This is a genomic window from Methylobacterium sp. 1A (assembly GCF_058072805.1).
On record NZ_JBYQVE010000002.1, the window covers coordinates 105,437 to 125,276 of the forward strand.

Below are 19,840 nucleotides of genomic sequence, written 5' to 3' on the forward strand. Positions count from 1 at the left end.
AGTCTCCCGTCAGGATCCTCTCGGGCTCGCCCGCCGGTGCGCGGGCCCGTCAGCCATACCCCGCACTCTACGTCCTTGAACTAACCTAGGTTTCGCCGACGCCTTTCATCTACTTGTCCGTGCAGAGCCCCTGCTCGGAGAGCCGCTTGTGCTCGCGCGGGTCGCAGTCGGTCGTCAGGAACGAGGCCCATTCGGACGGGGTGCCGTAGAAGGCGTTGCGGTCGACGTCGCCGCGCACGCCCGGAACCCGGCCCGTGGACGTGAACTGCCACAGCATCCACTTGCGGTTGACGAAGCGCTGCTCCGGCTCGGCCGCGGTGGAGCGCAGCCAGTGCGGGTAATCGGGGAGCTCGCCCTCCAAGACGTCCTTGTGGAACGTGATGTCGGTGTAGATGATCGGGCGCTTGCCGGTGTAGCGCTCCATCTCCTCCAGCATCTCGGTGACCATCGCCAGGGCCTGGGCCTTGGGCAGCTTCTTCGGGCAGGTCTGCGAGTGGCCGTTCCACTCGACGTCGAGGACCGGCGGCAGGGCGGTGGGGTCGTTGGGGACGTTCTTCTTGAACCAGTCCATCTGCTCCCGGGCGGAGCGGCACCAGAACACGAAGTGGTAGGCCCCGCGCGGCACGCCGGCCCGGGCCGCGCCGTCCCAGTTGGTCCGGAAGCGCTCGTCGACGTGGTCGCCGCCCTCGGTGGCCTTGATGAAGGCGAACTGGGTGCCGGCGGCGCGGACCGAGGCCCAGTCGACGTTGCCCTGCCACTTCGAGATATCGATGCCCTGGATCGGGTGAAGCTTGGCCTTGGCCACGCCCGGATGGGGCTTGGCGTCGCCCTTCGTCGGATAGAAGTCGTTGTTCGACGCGCAGGCGGCGAGGCCGGCCAGGATCGCGGCGGCGGCGAAGCGCCCGGCGAGACGCCGGGCCGGCTTGAGGCGACTGATCAGGCCCCGAGCGAGAGCGTCGATCGGTGACCGCGAAGGCGTGTAGATCCGCGACATCAGTGTTTAGCCCGCCACCGAAGATGCGCCACAGACAGGCGTATTCGATGGCCCTGGCGCGGTTAACGGAGCTTTGCGATCATTGCGGCGGAATTCCGGGACGCGTTGCATCCCCGCGACATACGGCGTCGATCCCCGGCTGGTTCACAGGGCCGCATACGGCTAAGTCGCGGTCCCGCAACGCGAGTCCGGACGGGGCACCGTGAGTAAGCAACTCTTTACCATAGGCTACGAAGGCCTCGACTCGGAGCGCCTCGTCGGCGTCCTGCGCTCGGCCGGGGTCGCGGTGCTGGCGGATGTCCGGGCGGTGGCGAACTCGCGCAAGCGCGGCTTCTCGAAGGGCGCGCTCGGCACCTCCCTGCGCGAGGCCGGGCTCGGCTACGCGCATCTGCGCAGCCTCGGCACCCCGAAATCCGGCCGGCAGGCGGCGCGGGCCGGGGACGCGGCGCTGATGCGCCGGATCTACTGCGAGGAAGTGCTGGACACCGCTGCCGGGATCGCGGCGCTCGACGAACTCGCCGCGCTCGCCGAGGCGTCGCCGATCTGCCTGCTCTGCTTCGAGCGCGATCCGGCCGGCTGCCACCGGCGCGTGCTGGCCGAGCGCCTCGCCCCGCGGGGCTTCGTGGTCAGCGATCTCTACGGCTGAAGCGTCTCAGCGCCCGGGCAGCGGTCGCGGCTGCGGCTGCGCGCGCATGCCCAGCGCGCCGGCGAGGCGCCGGACCGGGCCGAGGGCGGCCGTCAGTCCCCGCGGCGCGGCCCCGCGGGGCGCGCGTGGCCGGCGCCGGTCGGCGTCGGGCACCGGCTCGACCGGCAGGTACAGCGTGTCGAAGAAGGACATCTCGAGCAGCACGGCGCCGTCGTCGTCGGTGATCACCATCGCGGCCTCCATGAGGCGCGGGTCGCCGCCGTGCTGACGCATCAGCCCCTGCACGATCGTGCGCGCGGTCGACCGGGCGGCCTCGACATCCTCGACCCACTGGGCCGCCGAGGCCGGGAGCGAGGCGTTGCCGAGGCGGATGGTGAAGTGCGCGCGGACCATGGAGCGCTCCTGGGAGGGGACCGGCGGGGCGCCGCCGGCAACGGGTGTCAGGCGGCCTGGGCGTCGTCGACCGCTTCGGCGACGCTCGCGCCGTCGGCCTCGGATCTCTCGGCCGCGGATTTCGGATCGAAGGCGTCCGCGAGCAGGCCGAGGCGCCGCGCCATGTCCCGCACCTCGTTGAGGGCGATCGACTTCTGGCCTTCCTTCACTGCCCGCGTGATGTCGCTGACCTGGGTGGTGGCGATCCGCTTCAGTTCGTCGGCGAGCTGCTGGCTGGTCATCATCGCATCCGGACTCGGCTTGTCGGGCTGAGCCGGGACCGTGGGGCGGCGGGGCTTACCAAGGCGTTTCGCCGGGGATCGACGCCTGTGGACAAGCTTGGGGATCCGCGGCCGGCGCAACCCTGCCGACCGGCTTCCGCGCGGGCTCAATCCTGCAGGTGCCGCGCCGCGATGATCGAGGCGGCCGTGCGGTTCTCCACGCCGAGCTTCGCGTAGATGCTCTCGAGGTGCTTCGTCACGGTCCGGTGGCTGAGCCCGAGGATCTCGCCGATGTCGCGGCTCGACTTGCCCCGGGACAGCCAGAGGAGGACCTCCGCCTCGCGCCCGGTGACCGGCAGGCGCACCCGCAGCCGCTCGACCCCGGCCGACAGCGAGTCGCGCGACAGGCGGAGCAGGATCTCGTCCGGGGTGCGGCCGATGAAGGTCAGGGCGTAGGCGACGCCGTCGCGATCGGTCAGCGCGAGGGGCTGGGCGGCGCCGGCGAGGCAACCGCGCAGCCACTCGCGGGCGCCGGCGGGCAGCGCGGGGGCGCCGGAGGGTACCGCGCCGAGCCCGGCGAGCAGGCGTCCGGCCTGCGGGGTCGACCACAGGATCGTGCCGTCCTCGGCGACCGCGAACAGGGTCCGCCCGGCCGTGTCGAGGGCGGTCCGGGCGCTCTGCGCGGCGCGGGCGCTCGCGAGATGCACGCGGATCCGGGCCAGGATCTCGTCGGGGGCGATGGGCTTCGTGACGTAGTCGATCCCGCCGGCGGAGAGCCCCTTCACGATGTGCTCGGTCTCGCTCAGCCCGGTCATGAAGATCACCGGAACGCCGGCGAGCTGCGGCTTGGCCTTGAGCCGCCGGCAGGTCTCGAACCCGTCGAGGCCCGGCATCACCGCGTCGAGGAGGATCACGTCGGGGGTGATCTCGTCCACCAGGGTTAGGGCGAGGTCGCCGCCGACCGCGACCAGCACGGTGGCGCCGGACCGCTCGATCGCCTCGGTGAGGAAGCTCAGCGTGTCGGGCGAATCGTCGATCACCAGGACGATGTCCCGGTGCGGCTGGACCTTCGGCGCCTCAGTCATGTCGGGCGAGTTCCTGCAGGACCGCGAGGTAGCGGCGAAGGTCGTATCCCTCGACGAGCCCGCGCATCCGGGCGACGAAAGCGGGCGGCACGGTCGGGTCCTGCTCCATCTGGGTCAGCTTGGCCTCGATGGCGCGGATATGCCCGATCCGGCCGAGGCGCAGGAGCTCGCCGACAGGCTCGGGCCCCGGCCCCGGGACGTCCGCCGTGGCCGCGGCCGCCCCGGACCGCCCCGGCGCGGCGCCCTCGGTCCATTCGAGGTGCAGGAGCTTGCCGATCCGCTCCATCACGTCGCGCAGGTCGAAGGGCTTGGCGAAGATCGCGTCGTGCGGGGCGTCGTCGCCCCGGGTCGGGCTGATCTCGTGGACGTTGGCAGACATCATGGCGATCGGGCCGGTATGCCCGGCCTGCCGCAGGGCCGCCGCCGCCGCCCAGCCGCTCATCCCGGGCATCGCGATGTCGAGGAGGACGAGGTCGACGCCGCCTTGCGCGACCGTCGCGAGGCACTCGGATCCGGAGCCGGCCTCCCGCACGGAGATGCCCTGCGGCTCCAGGATCGCCCGCATTAACGCGCGGTGAGCGCTGTCGTCGTCGGCGACCAGAACGGTGCGGCGCGCGCCCGCGTAGGCCCGCTCCGGGGGTGCGACCGGCGCGGCCGGGGCGATCGGCGCGGGCTGGGCCACGGAGGCCAGCATCAGGCGCAGCCGCGCCTGCGTGCCGCCGCCGGGGGCAGCGGTCACGGTGATCTCGCCGCCCAGGAGCTGCGCCAGCAGGTTGGCGATGGTGAGCCCGAGCCCGGTCCCCGGCGTGCTGCGGGCGGCCGGGGTCGAGCCGCGCTCGAACGGCTCGAAGATCCGCGCGAGGTCCGCCTCCGGGATGCCCGGCCCGGTATCGCGGATCGTGAACACCGCGATCTGGCTCCGGTAGCTGAGGTCCAGCGAGACGGTGCCGGCTTCCGTGAACTTGATGGCGTTCGACAGGAGATTGAGCAGCACCTGTCGCAGGCGCTTCTCGTCGGTGGCGACCACCGCCGGCAGGATCTCGGGCCTTGAGAACCGGAACTCCAGTCCGGCCTCCCGCGCCTGGAGGCGGACCATGTCGACCAGCTGGTCGAGGAAGTCGGTCAGCCGGACCTCGTCGCGGTGGATCTGGAGGCGCCCGGCCTCCATGCGCGAGATGTCGAGGAGGCCGTCGATCAGGCCCGACAGGTGCTGGGCACTGCGCCGGATCACCCGCAGGCCGTTGACGCGGTGCGCCGGGATCGCGGGGTCGGATTCGAGGAGCTGGGCGTAGCCGAGCACCGTTGAGAGCGGCGTTCGCAGCTCGTGGCTGATCCCGACCACGTAGCGGCTCTTGGCCTGGTTGGCGGCCTCGGCCCGCTCCTTGGCCTCCTGCAGCTTGGCGTCGGTGATCTTATGGGCGGCGATCTCGGCCTGGTAGAGCGCGGTCTGGCGCATCGTCTCGGCCTGAGCGACGCGCCGGCTCTCCTGGGCGAGCACGAAGAGCCACGCCACGACGCCGAGGATCACCACCAGGGTGAAGAACACGCTGGTCAGCGCCGTGCGCAGGAACTCGCGATTCTCCGGGTGGGCGATCGTCGCGCCCGCGTGCACGATGCCGAGGATCAGACCGATCACCGCGCAGAGCGTCAGCATCACCGCGAGGTAGCGGCCCAGTGGCGCGCCGATCCAGGCAGCGGTGCGGCCCGGCAGGATCCGCGCGACGGCGGCCTGCGCCTGCACCTCCAGGCGCCCGTGGGGCTTGCAGAGGTCACCGCAGCGGGCGTCGAGCGAGCAGCAGAGGGAACAGATCGGGGCGTCGTAGGCCGGGCAATGGGCCATGTCCTCGCCCTCGAAGGGCAATTCGCAGACCCGGCAGACCACCTCGGCCGCGCCCCAATCCCGCTTCGGGACCCGCGCCAGATACCAGCGCCCCGCCGTCGCCCAGGCGATCGCCGGCGCGGCGCAGAACGCGATCGCCAGGGTCAGCAACGGCGCGAAGGGCTGCAGGGTCGCGCCGAGCCAGCCGACATAGGCCGCGCCCCCGGCCGCGAGGGATAGCGCCATGGCGCCGGTCCCCACGGGATTCACCGCGTAGAGATGGGCGCGCTTGAACTCGATGCCCGGGGGCGAGAGTCCGAGCGGCTTGTTGACCGCGAGGTCGGCGGCGAGCGCGCCGACCCAGGCCGAGACCACGGAGGCGTAGAGCGGCAGGGTGCTCTCGATGGTCTTGTCGATGCCGAGCTCCATCAGGAGCACCGCGATGGCGACGTTGAACACGAGCCAGACCACCCGTCCCGGATGGCTGTGGGTCAGGCGCGAGAAGAAGTTCGACCACGCGATCGAGCCGGCATAGGCGTTGGTCAGGTTGATCTTGAGCTGCGACACGAGGACGAACAGCCCGGTGAGCAGCAGCGCCGCCCGGCTCCCCTCCCCCGTCAGGTAGCCGAAGGCCACCGCGTACATGCGGGTCGGCTCGGCGGCGTGCTCGGCGGGGACGCCGTGCCCCAGCGCAAGGACCGCCAGCGCGGCGCCGAGCAGGATCTTCAGCATCCCGGGCAGGATCCAGCCAGCGCCGCCCGAGAGGACGGCGAGCCACCAGCGGCGGTCGCGCGGGCCCCGCGGCTCCGGCACGAAGCGCAGGAAGTCGACTTGCTCGCCGACCTGGGCGAGCAGCGCCAGCAGGACCCCGGTGGCGAGACCGAAGCGCGCGAGGTCGAAGCCGCCCCCGGCGCCGTCGAGGCCCGGGTAGCCGGCGAGCGCCCGCAGCGGCCCCGCGCCCTGCGCCGCCACGAAGATCAGCGGCAGCAGGCTCAACCCGATCCAGATCGGCTGCGTCCAGATCTGGAACCGGCTGATCAGCCGGATCCCGTAGACGACGAGGGGAATCACCGCCCCGGCGCAGAGCAGGTAGCCGACGCCGAGCGGCAGCCCGAAGCAGAGCTGCAGCGCCAGCGCCATGATCGCCGCCTCGATGGCGAAGAACAGGAAGGTGAAGCTCGCGTAGATCAGCGAGGTGACGGTCGAGCCGAGATAGCCGAAGCCGGCGCCTCGGGTGAGCAGGTCCATGTCGACGCCGTAGCGGGCGGCGTAGACCGTGATCGGCGCCGCCGTGGCGAAGATGATCAGGCCGACGACCAGCACGGCCGCCACCGTGTTGGGAAATCCCGCTGTGAGCGCCAGCGTCCCGCCGATCGCCTCCAGCGCGAGGAAAGAGATCGAGCCGAGGGCCGTCTGCGCCACCTCGAGGCTCGACCAGCGCCGCGCCTTCTTGGCGGTGAAGCGGAGGGCGTAATCCTCCAGCGTCTCGTCGGCGACGAAGCGGTTGTAGTCCCGGCGGATGGGGATGATGCGCTGCGGACCGCTCATCGGGCCCCGGCCGGGACGATCAGCCCGTCGTGCCCGGGCAGCGTCGCGCACGGGCGACCGCGCGACGCGCGCGCGCGCGAAAGACCGGGCACCGGAGCGGTGCTCCCACTATTCGCGCTCTCAGCCACCCCGACCTCAAAGTATTCCGCCGCGATGGTGCGGCGCATGCAAGACCACGGCCATACGCAAAATCGCGTATAGGCCGCACTGCAACCCAGGACCTAGCCTGCGCTCGTCGATCCGGGCCGCCTCTCAAGGCCCGGACGCGAACAGGGTCAGGCACATGGCAGACGACACCGAGACCGGCGCCGATCACGGCTTGCGCTCCCCGCTGCGGCGCAGGCTGCTCATGGGATTGGCCGGCGCCCCGGCGCTGGCGCTGTTGCCGCGCACCGCCTGGGCGGCGCCGCCGACCGCGGCGGTCAACACCACGGGCCTCGCGGTGACCGACAGCGAGGTGACGGTCGGCATCCTGCACTCGGTCACCGGCACGATGGCGATCTCGGAGACGGGCGCGCAGGAAGCAGAGAAGCTGGCGATCCAGCAGATCAACGACGCCGGCGGCGTGCTCGGCCGCAAGATCAAGATCATCCAGGAGGACGGCGCCTCCGACTGGCCGACCTTCGCCGAGAAGGCCAAGAAGCTCCTCGTCAACGACCACTGCGCCGCCGTGATGGGCTGCTGGACCTCGGCCTCGCGAAAGGCGGTGCTGCCGGTCTTCGAGCAGTACAACGGCCTGCTGTACTACCCGACCTTCTACGAGGGCCTGGAGCAGTCGAAGAACGTCTTCTACACCGGCCAGGAGGCCACGCAGCAGATCCTCGCCGGCCTCGACTGGGTCCACAAGGAGAAGGGCGGCGACAGCTTCTACTTCATCGGCTCCGACTACATCTGGCCGCGCACCTCCAACAAGATCGCCCGCAAGCACGTGGAGAACGTGCTCAAGGGCAAGGTCGTCGGCGAGGAGTACTTCCCCCTCGGCCACACGCAGTTCAACTCGGTCATCAACAAGATCAAGCTCACCAAGCCGAAGGTGATCTTCGCCGACGTGGTCGGCGGCTCGAACGTGGCGTTCTACAAGCAGCTCAAGGCGGCGGGCATCGACCTGTCGAAGCAGGTGCTGATGACGATCTCGGTCACCGAGGACGAGATCGACGGCATTGGCGGCGAGAACATCGCCGGGGCCTACGCCTGCATGAAGTACTTCGAGTCGATCCAGAACGAGAACAACAAGGCGTTCGTGGCCGCGTTCAAGAAGATGTGGGGCGAGAAGACGGTCATCGGCGACGTGACGCAGGCGGCCTATCTCGGCCCGTTCCTGTGGAAGATGGCCTGCGAGAAGGCCGGCTCGTTCGACGTCGACAAGGTGGTGGCGGCCTCGCCCGGGATCGAGTTCAAGGGCGCGCCGGAAGGCTACGTGAAGATCGACGAGAACCACCACCTCTGGTCGAAGACCCGGGTCGGCCGGGCCAAGCCCGACGGCCAGTTCGAGATCGTCTACACCAGCCCCGAGCTGATCAAGCCCGATCCGTTCCCGAAGGGCTACCAGTAGTCACCTCGTTCGGAGGGGCAAATTAGCCCCTCCCCAGCGTCATCGCGAGCGCAGCGAAGCGACCCAGGGCAGCGAGACTTTCCGGCACGAAGCGCGTCCCTGGATTGCTTCGCTCCGCTCGCAAAGACGGCCCGGTTCGCCCGGAGGCCGTGACGAGTCGGCAGAAGACGCACTCCTTTTGCGGAAGACCGAAACCATGCTCGGCGACTACTCCCTCGGCGACCTCGGCGCGATCTTCGCCATGCAGGGCTTCGCCGGCCTGATCCTGTTCTCCGTCTACCTGCTGATGGCGCTGGGACTCGCGATCATCTTCGGCCAGATGGGCGTGATCAACATGGCCCACGGGGAGTTCATGATCCTCGGCGCCTACGTCACCTATCTCTGCTCGACGTTCTTCCAGACCTACCTCCCGGCGCTGTTCCCGATCTACTTCTTCATCGCGATGGGCTTGGCGTTCCTCGCCTCCGGGGCTCTGGGCATGCTGGTGGAATGGGGCCTGATCCGGTTCCTCTACAAGCGCCCGCTCGACACGCTGCTCGCCACCTGGGGCCTGTCGCTGATCCTCCAGCAGGCCTACCGGTCGATCTTCGGCGCCCGCGAGGTCGGCGTCGAATTGCCGTCCTGGCTGATCGGCTCGGTGCAGGTCACCGACACGATCGAGATCCCGATCAACGGCCTGTTCGTCATGGCCGTCACCATCCTGATCACCGTCAGCGTCGCGCTGCTGATCTTCCGGTCGCGCTTCGGCCAGCAGGTCCGCGCCGTGATGTCGAACCGCGCCATGGCGGGGGCGGTCGGCATCGATACCGAGAAGGTCGATCGCTACACGTTCGGCCTCGGCTGCGGCATCGCGGGCATCGCCGGCTCGGCCTTCACGATGATCGGCTCGACCGGGCCGACCTCGGGCCAGCTCTACATCGTCGACACCTTCCTGATCGTCGTGTTCGGCGGGGCCGCGAGCCTGCTCGGCACCATCGCGTCGGCCTTCTCGATCTCCCAGACGCAGTCGACCCTGGAGTTCTTCCTCTCCGGCTCGATGGCCAAGGTCATCACCCTGCTCGCGGTGGTCGGCATCCTGATGCTGAGGCCGCAGGGCCTCTTCACCCTCAAGGTCCGGCGCTGAGGATGTTTTCCCGATGACGAACCCGGTCCAGACTCTCACCAAATCCGTCACCGTCAACGACAACCCGTTCATGAAGCCGGTGGAGTGGCTGAGCCTGCTCCTCCTGGCCGGGGTGATCCTGGTCGTCCTGCCGCTGGTGCTCGACAGCTTCCGCCTCAACCTCGTCGGCAAGTACCTCACCTACGCCTTCGTCGCCCTCGGGCTGGTGATCTGCTGGGGCTACGCGGGCATCCTCTCCCTCGGCCAGGGCGTGTTCTTCGGCCTCGGCGGCTACTGCATGGCGATGTACTTGAAGCTCGAAGCTTCGAGCATCGAGAATACGAAAATCCAGTCGACTCCCGGCATCCCGGACTTCATGGACTGGAACCAGATCACCGCCCTCCCCTGGTTCTGGCAGCCGTTCAAGAGCCTGCCGCTGACGCTGATCCTGGCGGTCGCCGTCCCGGTCCTGTTCGCGATGCTGATCTCCTTCGCGATGTTCAAGCGCCGGGTCGGCGGCACCTACTTCGCCATCATCACCCAGGCGATCGCCGCGATCCTGACCATCCTGATCGTCGGCCAGCAGGGCTACACCGGCGGCATCAACGGCATCACCGACCTGCGCACCCTCCACGGCTGGGACATCCGCACCGACTCGGCGAAGTTCATCCTGTACTTCGTCAACGGCGGCCTGCTGTTCGCCTGCATCCTGGCGGCGCAGTACGTGAAGAAGTCGAAGCTCGGCCGCATCCTCGTCGCCATGCGCGACAAGGAGGACCGGGTCCGGTTCTCCGGCTACTCGGTGGCGGGCTTCAAGGTCTTCGCCTTCTGCTTCGCCGCCGGACTGGCGGCGATCGGCGGCGCGATGTTCACCCTGCAGGTCGGGTTCATGTCGCCCTCCTTCGTGGGCATCGTCCCCTCGATCGAGATGGTGATCTACGCCGCGGTCGGCGGGCGCCTGTCGCTGTTCGGCGCGGTCTGGGGCACGCTCTTGGTCAACTGGGCCAAGACCAGCTTCTCGGAGAGCTTCCCGGACCTCTGGCTGTTCGGCCTCGGCGCCCTGTTCATCGCCGTGGTGCTGGCCTTCCCGAACGGCCTCGCGGGGATCTGGCGGGAGCACATCGAGCCCCGCCTCACCCGCCGCGCCAAGAGCCTGCAGGCGCCCGCGCCCGCCATCGCCCCCCACGGCGCCCCGGCCGAGTGAGTCCCCCATGAACGCCGCGATCCTCTCCTCCCCCGTGGTCGGCGCCGAGGCGGCCCCGCCCGACTACCTCCTCGCCGTCGAGGCGCTCACGGTCTCGTTCGACGGGTTCAAGGCGGTGAACGACGTGTCGTTCTACGTCGATCCGGACGAGATCCGGGTGATCATCGGCCCGAACGGCGCCGGCAAGACCACGGTCCTCGACCTGATCTGCGGCCGCACCCGGGCCAGCGCCGGCTCGATCAAGTACAAGGGCCAGGAGCTGACCCGGCTCTCCGAGAGCGCGATCGTGCAGGCCGGCGTCGGCCGCAAGTTCCAGACGCCGTCGATCTACGACGACCTGACGGTGTTCGAGAACCTGGAGATCTCGTTTCCCCGCGGCCGCTCGGTCTTCGGCGCGCTGACGTTCAAGCGGGACGCCGAGGTCCGCGACCGCATCCACGCCATCGCCGAGACGATCTTCCTGAAGGACCAGCTCAGGGAGCGGGCCGAGTTCCTGAGCCACGGTCAGAAGCAGTGGCTGGAGATCGGCATGCTGCTGATCCAGGACCCGGAGCTGCTGATGCTCGACGAGCCGGTGGCCGGGATGAGCGTCGGCGAGCGGATCAAGACCGCGGAGCTCCTCAACCAGATCATCAAGGGCCGCTCGGTGCTGGTGATCGAGCACGACATGAAGTTCGTCGAGGACATCGCCCACCGGGTGACGGTCCTGCACCAGGGCAAGGTGCTGTCTGAGGGTTCGATGGAGCGGGTCAAGAACGACCCGAAGGTCATCGAAGTGTATCTGGGACATTGACGATGGCCTCGCTCCAGACCGCGCACGCGGCCCCCGTCCAGGCCCCCCCGCTCGCCGCGATCCCGTCCGCGACGCCGGCGCTCGCCGTCGAGGACCTGCACGCCGCCTACGGCCAGAGCGAGGTCCTGCACGGGCTGACCTTCTCGGTGGCGCCCGGCGAGATCGTCGCCGTGATGGGCCGCAACGGCATGGGCAAGACCACGCTGATGAAGACCCTGATGGGGCTCGTTCCCGTCAAGGCCGGCTCGATCCAGGTCGAGGGCGCGGACATCGCCGGGCTCAAGAGCCACGCCCGGGTCGCCAGGGGTCTGGCCTACGTGCCGCAGGGCCGGATGATCTTCTCGACCATGACGGTGCAGGAGAACATCGAGACCGGTCTCACGGTCACCGGCGCCCGCAAGGTGCCGCAGGACCTCTACGACATGTTCCCGGTGCTGCTGGAGATGAAGGGACGGCGCGGCGGCAACCTCTCGGGCGGGCAGCAGCAGCAGCTCGCCATCGCCCGGGCCCTGGCGAGCCGCCCGAAGGTCCTGCTCCTCGACGAGCCGACCGAGGGCATCCAGCCCTCGATCATCCGCGAGATGGGGCGGACGCTGAAGAAGATCCGCGATCAGCGCGGCCTCTCCATCGTCGTGTCCGAGCAGGTCCTGAGCTTCGCCCTCGACGTCGCCGACCGGGTGATCGTGCTGGAGAACGGCGCCATCGTCCACGAGGCCCCGCGCGACGGGATCGACGAGGCGGCGGTGGCCCGGTTCCTGTCGGTCTAGCCGCCGACGGTCCCGCGCGGTCCGTCATCGCGAGCGCAGCGAAGCGACCCAGGGCAACGCGAGGCCTCAGGACGGTGCGCCGCTGGATCGCTTCGCTGCGCTCGCGAAGACGCCGACGCCGACGCCGACGCCGACGCCAAAGATTTGACCATCGTAATCGCAGCAGGGAGTCGAAAAGAATGCCCGAGACGCTGATCAAGGTCGATCTCACGCAATCGGCCTACGACAACGACATGGTGCACAACCGCTGGCACCCCGACATCCCGATGGTGGCGTACGTGAAGCCGGGCGCCGACTTCATCGTCGAGACCTACGACTGGACCGGCGGCTTCATCAAGAACAACGATTCCGCCGACGACGTGCGCGACATCGACCTGTCGATCGTGCACTTCCTCTCGGGACCGATCGGCGTCGAGGGTGCCGAGCCCGGCGACCTGCTGGTGGTCGACCTCCTCGACATCGGCGCCAAGCCCGAGAGCCAGTGGGGCTTCAACGGCTTCTTCTCGAAGAAGAACGGCGGCGGCTTCCTCACCGAGCACTTCCCGCAGGCCCAGAAGTCGATCTGGGACTTCGAGGGCATGTTCACCAAGTCGCGCCACGTGCCGGGCGTGCGCTTCCCCGGCCTGATCCATCCCGGCCTGATCGGCTGCCTGCCCGATCCGAAGATGCTGGAGACCTGGAACACCCGCGAGAAGGCGCTCTACGACACCGACCCGGAGCGCGTGCCGGCGCTCGCCACCCTGCCCTTCGGCCCGACGGCCCATATGGGCCGCCTGAAGGGCGACGCGAAGGACGCGGCCGCCGCCACCGGCGCCCGCACGGTCCCGCCCCGCGAGCACGGCGGCAATTGCGACATCAAGGACCTGTCGCGCGGCTCGAAGATCTACTTCCCGGTCTACGTGCCCGGCGCCGGCCTCTCGATGGGCGACCTGCACTTCAGCCAGGGCGACGGCGAGATCACCTTCTGCGGCGCCATCGAGATGGCCGGCTGGGTGCATCTCAAGGTCGAGCTGATCAAGGACGGCATGGCCAAGTACGGGATCAAGAACCCGATCTTCAAGCCGTCGCCGATCACGCCGAAATTCGACGACCACCTGATCTTCGAGGGGATTTCGGTCGATGAGCATGGCGGTCAGCACTACCTCGACGTCCACATCGCCTACCGGCAGGCCTGCCTGAACGCGATCGAGTACCTCAAGAAGTTCGGCTACTCGGGCGCGCAGGCCTACTCGATCCTCGGCACGGCGCCGGTGCAGGGCCACATCTCGGGGGTCGTCGACATCCCGAACGCCTGCGCGACGCTCTGGATACCCACCAAGATCTTCGAGTTCGACATCAACCCCGGCGCCGACGGGCCGACCAAGTTCCTCGACGGCTCGATCCAGATGCCGCTCTCGCCGGATCTGTGATCAGGCCGTCTGCTGCGTATCGCGACCGCTTTCATCGGACGCGACCTGCCCCCTCTCCCGTGCGGGAGAGGGTTGGGGTGAGGGACCCGGTCTTTCCGGAGAGGTCGCATCCCTCACCCTGTCCCTCTCCCGCACGGGAGAGGGAACCCGCGTTTCGCCCGACAGCGGTCTGATCCGGCAGCCTTTCTGAAAGCATGGCCATGCCCGTCTATGATTACGCCTGCGAGGCCTGCGGGCCCTTCACGGTGATGCGGCCGATGGCGGAGTTCCGCGAGCCGCATGCCTGCCCGGATTGCGGCGGCGCGAGCCAGCGGGCCTTCCTCACCGCACCGCGCATCGCCGGCATGGATGCGGGGCTGCGGGCCGCCCACGCCACCAACGAGCGCAGCCGCCACGCGCCCAAACGCTCGGGCAGTCACGGGGCGGGCTGTGGCTGCTGCTCGCCGAAGAAGGCGACCGCGGCCCCGGCCGCCGCCAAGAGCTTCCCGAAGGCGCGGCCCTGGATGATCAGCCACTGAGCCGCCCTCAACCGGGGGGACGATCAAGGTCAGGAGGACATCACGCCATGATGCACGGAGACATCTCGTCCAGCCAGGACAGCGTCGGCGTCGCCGTCGTGAACTACAAGATGCCGCGCCTGCACACCCGCGCGGAGGTGCTGGAGAACGCCAAGGCGATCGGCAAGATGATCGTCGGCATGAAGACCGGCCTGCCAGGCCTCGACCTCGTGATCTTCCCCGAATACTCGACCCACGGCATCATGTACGACGCCGCCGAGATGTACGAGACCGCCTCGACGGTCCCGGGCGCGGAGACCGAGGTGTTCGCCGCCGCCTGCCGGGAGGCCAAGGTCTGGGGCGTGTTCTCGCTCACCGGCGAGCGCCACGAGGAGCACCCGCACAAGGCGCCCTACAACACCCTGATCCTGATGAACGACCAGGGCGAGATCGTGCAGAAGTACCGCAAGATCATGCCCTGGACCCCGATCGAGGGCTGGTACCCGGGCGACCGCACTTACGTGTCGGACGGGCCGAAGGGGCTGAAGATCAGCCTGATCATCTGCGACGACGGCAACTATCCCGAGATCTGGCGCGACTGCGCCATGCGGGGCGCCGAGCTGATCATCCGCTGCCAGGGCTACATGTACCCGGCCAAGGAGCAGCAGGTCGTCATCTCGAAGGCGATGGCCTTCGCCAACAACACCTACGTGGCGGTGGCCAACGCGGCGGGCTTCGACGGCGTCTACACCTATTTCGGCCACTCCGCGATCATCGGCTTCGACGGCCGCACGCTCGGCGAGTGCGGCGAGGAGGAGATGGGCATCCAGTACGCCGCCCTGTCGAAGTTCCTGATCCGGGACTTCCGCGCCCACGGCCAGTCGGAGAACCACCTCTTCAAGCTGCTGCATCGCGGCTACACGGGCATGATCAACTCGAAGGAGAACCGGCACGGGATGTCGGAATGCCCCTACGATTTCTACCGGCGCTGGATCGAGGATCCCGACGGGACCCGCGACGCCGTCCGGGCCATTACCCGTCAGAGCGTCGGCACGGAGGAATGCCCGATCGAGGGCATCCCGTTCGTGGGCAAGGGCGCGGGCGCGCCCGACCCGGCGCGCTGACGAGCCGGCCGGTCGCGCGACCAGGAGGACCATGGACACGACTCCCCTCGGCCCCACCGCCTTCCGGGCCCCGGCCGTCCTGCTCTCCGGACCGGTCGACTACGACATGTACAAGGACTTCCGCCGCCAGCTCGACGCGGCGGGGGACCGCGACCTCGTCGTCGTCGAGCTGACGACGCTCGGCGGCGACCCGGAGGTCGCCCGGATGATGGGCGAGGACATCCGCTTCAACAGCGCGATGGATCCGAACCGGCGGTTCGTCTTCCTCGGCAAGGCCGCGATCTACTCGGCCGGCACGACCTTCATGAGCTTCTTCGTCCGGCCCAACCGGTATCTCACCTGCGGGACGCGGCTGATGATCCACGAGCGCAAGATGAACAAGCAGCTCCAGGTCGAAGGACCGCTCACCACCTGCATCGCCTCCGTGAAGGCGACGCTCAACGAGATCCTGTGCTCGATCGAGATCCAGAACGAGGGCTTCGCCAACCTGATCCAGGGCTCTGACGTCACCCTCGACGAGGTGCTCGAGAAGGCACCGTCGAACTGGTACCTCGAGGCCGAGGAGGCCAAGCGGCGCGGCCTGATCGAGGCGGTCATCTGAGCCGCGTCTTTGCCAACGCAGTGAGGCAACCCAGGGCGGCGCGACACCGGCGCGCGCGGCGCTGCTGGATCGCTTCGCCCCGCCCGCGCGGACGGCGAGGTTTCACAACTCCGGGTAACAGGCCCCGAGGCTGAACCAGACCGGGGTGAGGGTCCGCGACATGGGAGATCCGGCTCGCGGGCGGCGCGGTCAGGGCGTCGCGGCCGGCTCCGTCAGGCGATCGACCGAGAGCAGGTACGCGATCAGCGCCGTCTGCTCTTCGCGCGAGACGCCCGAGCCGGCATCCGCCCAGTAGGCGTGCCCCTTGCCGGTCACGCGGGCGATCCGCGCCGTGTCCGAGGCCGCGTTGGCGGCGATCACCTTCGCCCGGAGATCCCGGTCGACCAGGGCGCGCAGGCTGTTGGCGGGATCGGGGGCGACACCCCGGTACAGCGTGCCCGGGACGCCGAGCTGCGAGACCGCGTCGGAACCGACAGCGACGCCGGAATCGTGCAGGTACGGCGCCGTCCAGGCGAGGCCCACGAGGTTCGGCACCTTGTAGCCGCCCTCCGTGCCCCCCTGCCCCCAGGCGAGCTGCACCTGGGCGAGGGCGTCGCCCGCGAGCGGCACCGGGACGATGACCGGGTCGGCCGGGGTCGGGAACGGCGTGTCGGCGGCGAACATCGCCGGCGCCGACAGGCGCGCCTCCATCTTGGCGCCCGCCCGCGCCCGGGTCGGCTCGGTGCCGATCTCGGCCTCCGGGACGACCCGGTGATTGGTGAGCGCCGGGCCGGAATGGCAGCTGCCGCAGCCGGCCTTCTCGAACACCGCGCGGCCCGCGCGGACCCGGTCGGGATCCTGCCCGGCGGCCGGCGGGTGCAGCAGGTTCTGGAAGGCCGACATGGCGTTATTGGCGTGGTTGACCGGCTCCCCGGGCACGGACGTGAACAGGCCGTTGTCGGTGACGTAGTTGGTCGCCGGATAGGTCGGCAGGACCGCGTAGCTGTTCAGCCCCGGCGAGGCCGGGGTCGGATCGACGCTGCGCAGCACCTCCGACGGGCTCCGGCCGCCGTCGGGCCTGTAGCGGAACGCCTCCGTGGCCGAGCCGCGCAGCACGATCCCGAGATACGTCTCGGGATCCATGCCGAACAGCCAGGGCGCGGCGGCGGCAAGCTGGGTCGTGTCGGAATTGGCCGCGTGGACGTTGTTGTTGAGCGAGGACAGGCCCGCGAAGGGCCCGATCGCCTCGCGCCCGCTCCAGCTGTAGGGCTCGCCGTGGGCCGAGAAGCTCGACGGGATCGAGGTCGGGTTGGTGACCCGGTCGGCGGACGAGTCGAAGCTGCCCGGCGGCCAGCTCGCCACCTGCACCTTCGTGGCCGCCTCGACGGAAGCGGCGTCCGGGAGCGCCGGCCCCGTGCCGGTCGAGCCGGTATGCTGCGGATCAGCGGGGGGCTTGGCATCGGCCTCCGGCACGCTGGCGTGCATGAAGTAGGCCGAGGAGTTCTTCGCGAGTGCCATCAGCAGGCCGGCATTGAGGTCGGTGTTGGGCGCGCCCTCCACGACCCTGCCGGTGCCGGGATCGACCGCCGCGTGGCACAGGGCGCAGGTGATCCCCATGCGCAGGTGGCCGCGGTCGTAGAAGGTCTTGATCCCGATGATGAAGGCGCCGCCCTTCGGCACGTCGAGCCCGGTCGGGACCAGCTCGCCCGCCCGGTAGACGCGGTCGCCGACGCGCACGTCCCTGGCCATGGCAACTTTGAGATCGGTGGTGCCCTGGCCACCGAGCTTGGCCACCGCCAGGGCGACCTGCGTGGGAGTCAGGCCGCCGTCGAGCATGCCCATGACGTCGGTGAGGAAGACCTCGTTGCCGAACGTCTCCTGATAGAAGGCCTGCCGGCCGCGCTCGACCATGGCGGGATCGATCGCGACCGCACCGCTCTTCGACGAGAGCGCCTTCCGTCCGGCCTCGGTGCCGCTGAGCCGGTCGGCCTCCGCGCGCGAGACGCGGCGTCCGAGGATGTCGAAGGCGGTCTCGATCGGGTAGCGGTCCGGGTTGAGCAGGTCCGCCCGGTCGGGCATCGGCGCGTAGCTGAAGCGGCCGACGCCCAGGGCGACGCCGGCCGCGACGGTCGCCAGACCGGCGGTGATCAGGATGCGGCGCGGCCAACCCATGAAACCCGAACGTCCTTCCCGGCGCCCGCCCGCGGAGCGCGGGACCGGAGAGCCGGGCCTTTAACCGGCGGATAAAGCCAGGGTTCACCCCGCCGGCCGGGACCGGGTGTCGCGTCCCGGTCGGCGCGGAGTATCAGATCTGGACCTGCCCGCCGTCGGCGAACAGCTCGACGCCGGTGACGAAGCTCGCCGCGTCCGAGGCGAGGAACAGCACCGCCTGGGCGATCTCCTCGGGCCGGCCGACGCGGCCGGCCGGGATCTGGCCCGCGAGATAGTCCTTGGTGGCCGCCGCCTGATCGCCGCCGCCGAAGAGCTCGTCGAGGCCGGCGGTCTCGGTCACGCCCGGGCTGATCGTGTTCACCCGGATGCGCCGGTCCTTCAGGTCGAGGATCCAGTTCCGGGCGAAGTTGCGCACGGCCGCCTTGGTGGCCGAGTAGACGCTGAAGGCCGGCGTGCCCGAACTGCCGGTGGTCGATCCGGTGAGCACGATCGCGGCCCCGTCCCGCAGGAGCGGCAGCGCCTTCTGCACGGTGAAGAGCACGCCCTTCACGTTGGTGTCGAAGATGCCCTGATAATGCGCCTCGGTGATCGCGCCGAGCGGCGCGAAGCTGCCGCCGCCGGCATTGGCGAAGACCACGTCAATCTGCGCGTGCTTCTGCTGGACCGCGTCGTACAGGCGGTCGATGTCGGCGAGGTTCGCCATGTCGCCGCGCACGCCCGTGATCCGGCCGCCGATCCGCCTGACCGCCGCGTCGAGCGCCTCCTGGCGGCGACCGGTGATGAACACCGAGGCCCCCTCGTCCACGAAGGCCTGGGCGGTCGCGAGGCCGATACCGCTGGTGCCGCCGGTCACCACCACCACCTTGTCCTGAAACCTGCCGGTCATCGTCGTTCTCCGCTGGTCGGCGCCGTGCGCGCCGCTGGTCGGAGAGATGCTGCCGGAACGATGGTGCGGGTAGTCGGCGATTGTGGCACCCAGCGTTCCACAGGAGGAACGATGGTCCGCGCCGATCTCAACGACTACGTCTACTTCGCCGAAGTCGTCGCGCACGGCGGCTTCGCCGCGGCCGGCCGGGCGCTGCACCAGCCGAAATCGAAGCTGAGCCGCCGCATCGCGGCCCTGGAGGCGCGCCTAGGCGCCCGCCTGATCGAGCGGTCGAGCCGGCGCTTCCGCGTGACCGAGGTCGGCCAGGGGTTCTACGAGCGCTGCCGGGCGATGATGCTGGAGGCGGAGCGGGCCGAGGCGCTCGTCGCGGAGGCGCAGATCGAGCCGCACGGGCGGATCCGCATGAGCTGTCCGACGGGGCTCGCCGACATCGTCGCGGCGCGCGTCCGCGGCTTCCTCGTCCGATACCCGAAGGTGCGGCTGCAGCTGGTCGTGACCGATCGGCCCGTCGACCTGATCGAGGAGCGGATCGACGTGGCGCTGCGGGTCCGACGGGACCTGACGAGCGACGCGTCGCTGACCATGCGCACGCTCGGAACCTCGCGGTGGATCCTGGTCGCCGCGCCGCGGATCGCGCGCGGCCTCGGCCCCGACATCGCCGCGCTCGGCGCGGTCCCGACCCTCGGCACCCGCGACGATCCCGGCGAGGCGGAGTGGCGGCTGGAGCACCGGGACGGCACGATCTTCACCCTGCGCCACGAGCCGCGCCTGACCTGCGGCGACTTCGCCGCGCTGTGCGACGCGGCGGCCGACGGCCTCGGGGTCGCGTTCCTGCCCGACCACGCCTGCACCGATGCCGTCGCGGCCGGCCGGCTCGTGCCCGTCTACCCGGACTGGCAGGGTCAGCCCGGGATCGTGCACATCGTCTTCACGACCCGGCGCGGGCTGCCGCCGGCCGTGCGGGTGCTGATCGACCACCTCGCGGCGACATTCCCGAAGCTGTGAGGCG

At 69.7% G+C, this 19,840-nt stretch carries 18 protein-coding genes; 11 read left to right on the forward strand and 7 right to left on the reverse strand.

Going from position 1 to position 19,840, the window contains the following annotated elements; translation table 11 throughout:
- Positions 1-109 precede the first annotated feature (109 nt).
- Positions 110-994, reverse strand: coding sequence for a glycoside hydrolase family 25 protein (locus ACX9MN_RS20465; RefSeq protein WP_489725279.1), 885 nt, complete (start codon positions 992-994; stop codon positions 110-112).
- A gap of 202 nt (positions 995-1,196) precedes the next feature.
- Here ACX9MN_RS20465 and ACX9MN_RS20470 point away from each other — a divergent pair, with 202 nt between their 5' ends.
- The gene (locus ACX9MN_RS20470; protein ID WP_020092959.1) at positions 1,197-1,640 is read left to right on the forward strand and encodes a DUF488 domain-containing protein; all 444 of its coding nucleotides are present in this window, start codon (positions 1,197-1,199) and stop codon (positions 1,638-1,640) included.
- A gap of 6 nt (positions 1,641-1,646) precedes the next feature.
- Here ACX9MN_RS20470 and ACX9MN_RS20475 read toward each other — a convergent pair whose 3' ends face one another.
- The 4 genes from ACX9MN_RS20475 to ACX9MN_RS20490 form a co-directional block, all read right to left on the reverse strand.
- Positions 1,647-2,033, reverse strand: a complete 387-nt coding sequence (locus ACX9MN_RS20475; RefSeq protein WP_056531876.1) for a DUF6894 family protein — start codon at positions 2,031-2,033, stop codon at positions 1,647-1,649.
- A 47-nt stretch (positions 2,034-2,080) separates the two neighbouring features.
- The gene (locus ACX9MN_RS20480; protein ID WP_042669484.1) at positions 2,081-2,314 is read right to left on the reverse strand and encodes a hypothetical protein; all 234 of its coding nucleotides are present in this window, start codon (positions 2,312-2,314) and stop codon (positions 2,081-2,083) included.
- Between the two features lie 146 nt (positions 2,315-2,460).
- Positions 2,461-3,378 (reverse strand): response regulator transcription factor, encoded by a 918-nt coding sequence (locus ACX9MN_RS20485; protein ID WP_489725280.1) that lies wholly within the window; start codon positions 3,376-3,378, stop codon positions 2,461-2,463.
- Positions 3,371-6,745, reverse strand: a complete 3,375-nt coding sequence (locus tag ACX9MN_RS20490; RefSeq protein ID WP_489725281.1) for a hybrid sensor histidine kinase/response regulator — start codon at positions 6,743-6,745, stop codon at positions 3,371-3,373. Before ACX9MN_RS20490 ends, ACX9MN_RS20485 begins: the two co-directional genes overlap by 8 nt.
- Positions 6,746-7,028: 283 nt before the next feature.
- Between ACX9MN_RS20490 and urtA the strand changes: the two genes are divergently transcribed.
- From urtA to ACX9MN_RS20535, 9 genes are all read left to right on the forward strand, one after another.
- A complete protein-coding gene (urtA, locus tag ACX9MN_RS20495) occupies positions 7,029-8,297 on the forward strand; it encodes an urea ABC transporter substrate-binding protein (protein ID WP_042669481.1) in 1,269 nt (422 codons plus the stop codon).
- 196 nt (positions 8,298-8,493) lie between these two features.
- Positions 8,494-9,420, forward strand: a complete 927-nt coding sequence (gene urtB, locus ACX9MN_RS20500; protein WP_012322399.1) for an urea ABC transporter permease subunit UrtB — start codon at positions 8,494-8,496, stop codon at positions 9,418-9,420.
- A gap of 13 nt (positions 9,421-9,433) precedes the next feature.
- Positions 9,434-10,603 (forward strand): urea ABC transporter permease subunit UrtC, encoded by a 1,170-nt coding sequence (gene urtC, locus ACX9MN_RS20505; protein WP_091925240.1) that lies wholly within the window; start codon positions 9,434-9,436, stop codon positions 10,601-10,603.
- A gap of 7 nt (positions 10,604-10,610) precedes the next feature.
- Positions 10,611-11,396 (forward strand): urea ABC transporter ATP-binding protein UrtD, encoded by a 786-nt coding sequence (urtD, locus tag ACX9MN_RS20510; RefSeq protein ID WP_447681002.1) that lies wholly within the window; start codon positions 10,611-10,613, stop codon positions 11,394-11,396.
- Between the two features lie 2 nt (positions 11,397-11,398).
- The gene (gene urtE / locus ACX9MN_RS20515; RefSeq protein ID WP_489725282.1) at positions 11,399-12,163 is read left to right on the forward strand and encodes an urea ABC transporter ATP-binding subunit UrtE; all 765 of its coding nucleotides are present in this window, start codon (positions 11,399-11,401) and stop codon (positions 12,161-12,163) included.
- Between the two features lie 179 nt (positions 12,164-12,342).
- On the forward strand, positions 12,343-13,572 hold the full coding sequence (gene fmdA / locus ACX9MN_RS20520; RefSeq protein WP_132366056.1) for a formamidase: 1,230 nt from the start codon (positions 12,343-12,345) through the stop codon (positions 13,570-13,572).
- Between the two features lie 200 nt (positions 13,573-13,772).
- Positions 13,773-14,090, forward strand: a complete 318-nt coding sequence (locus tag ACX9MN_RS20525) for an FmdB family zinc ribbon protein (protein WP_132366055.1) — start codon at positions 13,773-13,775, stop codon at positions 14,088-14,090.
- 47 nt (positions 14,091-14,137) lie between these two features.
- Positions 14,138-15,193 (forward strand): aliphatic amidase, encoded by a 1,056-nt coding sequence (locus ACX9MN_RS20530; protein WP_020090552.1) that lies wholly within the window; start codon positions 14,138-14,140, stop codon positions 15,191-15,193.
- A gap of 31 nt (positions 15,194-15,224) precedes the next feature.
- Positions 15,225-15,794, forward strand: a complete 570-nt coding sequence (locus ACX9MN_RS20535) for a ClpP family protease (protein WP_482958479.1) — start codon at positions 15,225-15,227, stop codon at positions 15,792-15,794.
- Positions 15,795-15,983: 189 nt separating this feature from the next.
- On the opposite strand, the gene ACX9MN_RS20540 is transcribed toward ACX9MN_RS20535, so the two are convergent.
- Together ACX9MN_RS20540 and ACX9MN_RS20545 are read right to left on the reverse strand one after the other, a co-directional pair.
- The gene (locus ACX9MN_RS20540; RefSeq protein WP_489725283.1) at positions 15,984-17,945 is read right to left on the reverse strand and encodes a cytochrome C oxidase Cbb3; all 1,962 of its coding nucleotides are present in this window, start codon (positions 17,943-17,945) and stop codon (positions 15,984-15,986) included.
- Positions 17,946-18,078: 133 nt separating this feature from the next.
- Positions 18,079-18,831 carry an SDR family NAD(P)-dependent oxidoreductase gene (locus ACX9MN_RS20545; RefSeq protein ID WP_489725284.1) on the reverse strand — a complete coding sequence of 251 codons (753 nt, stop codon included), beginning with the start codon at positions 18,829-18,831 and terminating at the stop codon, positions 18,079-18,081.
- Positions 18,832-18,942: 111 nt separating this feature from the next.
- Between ACX9MN_RS20545 and ACX9MN_RS20550 the strand changes: the two genes are divergently transcribed.
- On the forward strand, positions 18,943-19,836 hold the full coding sequence (locus tag ACX9MN_RS20550) for a LysR substrate-binding domain-containing protein (protein ID WP_029358057.1): 894 nt from the start codon (positions 18,943-18,945) through the stop codon (positions 19,834-19,836).
- The last annotated feature ends 4 nt before the right edge of the window (positions 19,837-19,840 follow it).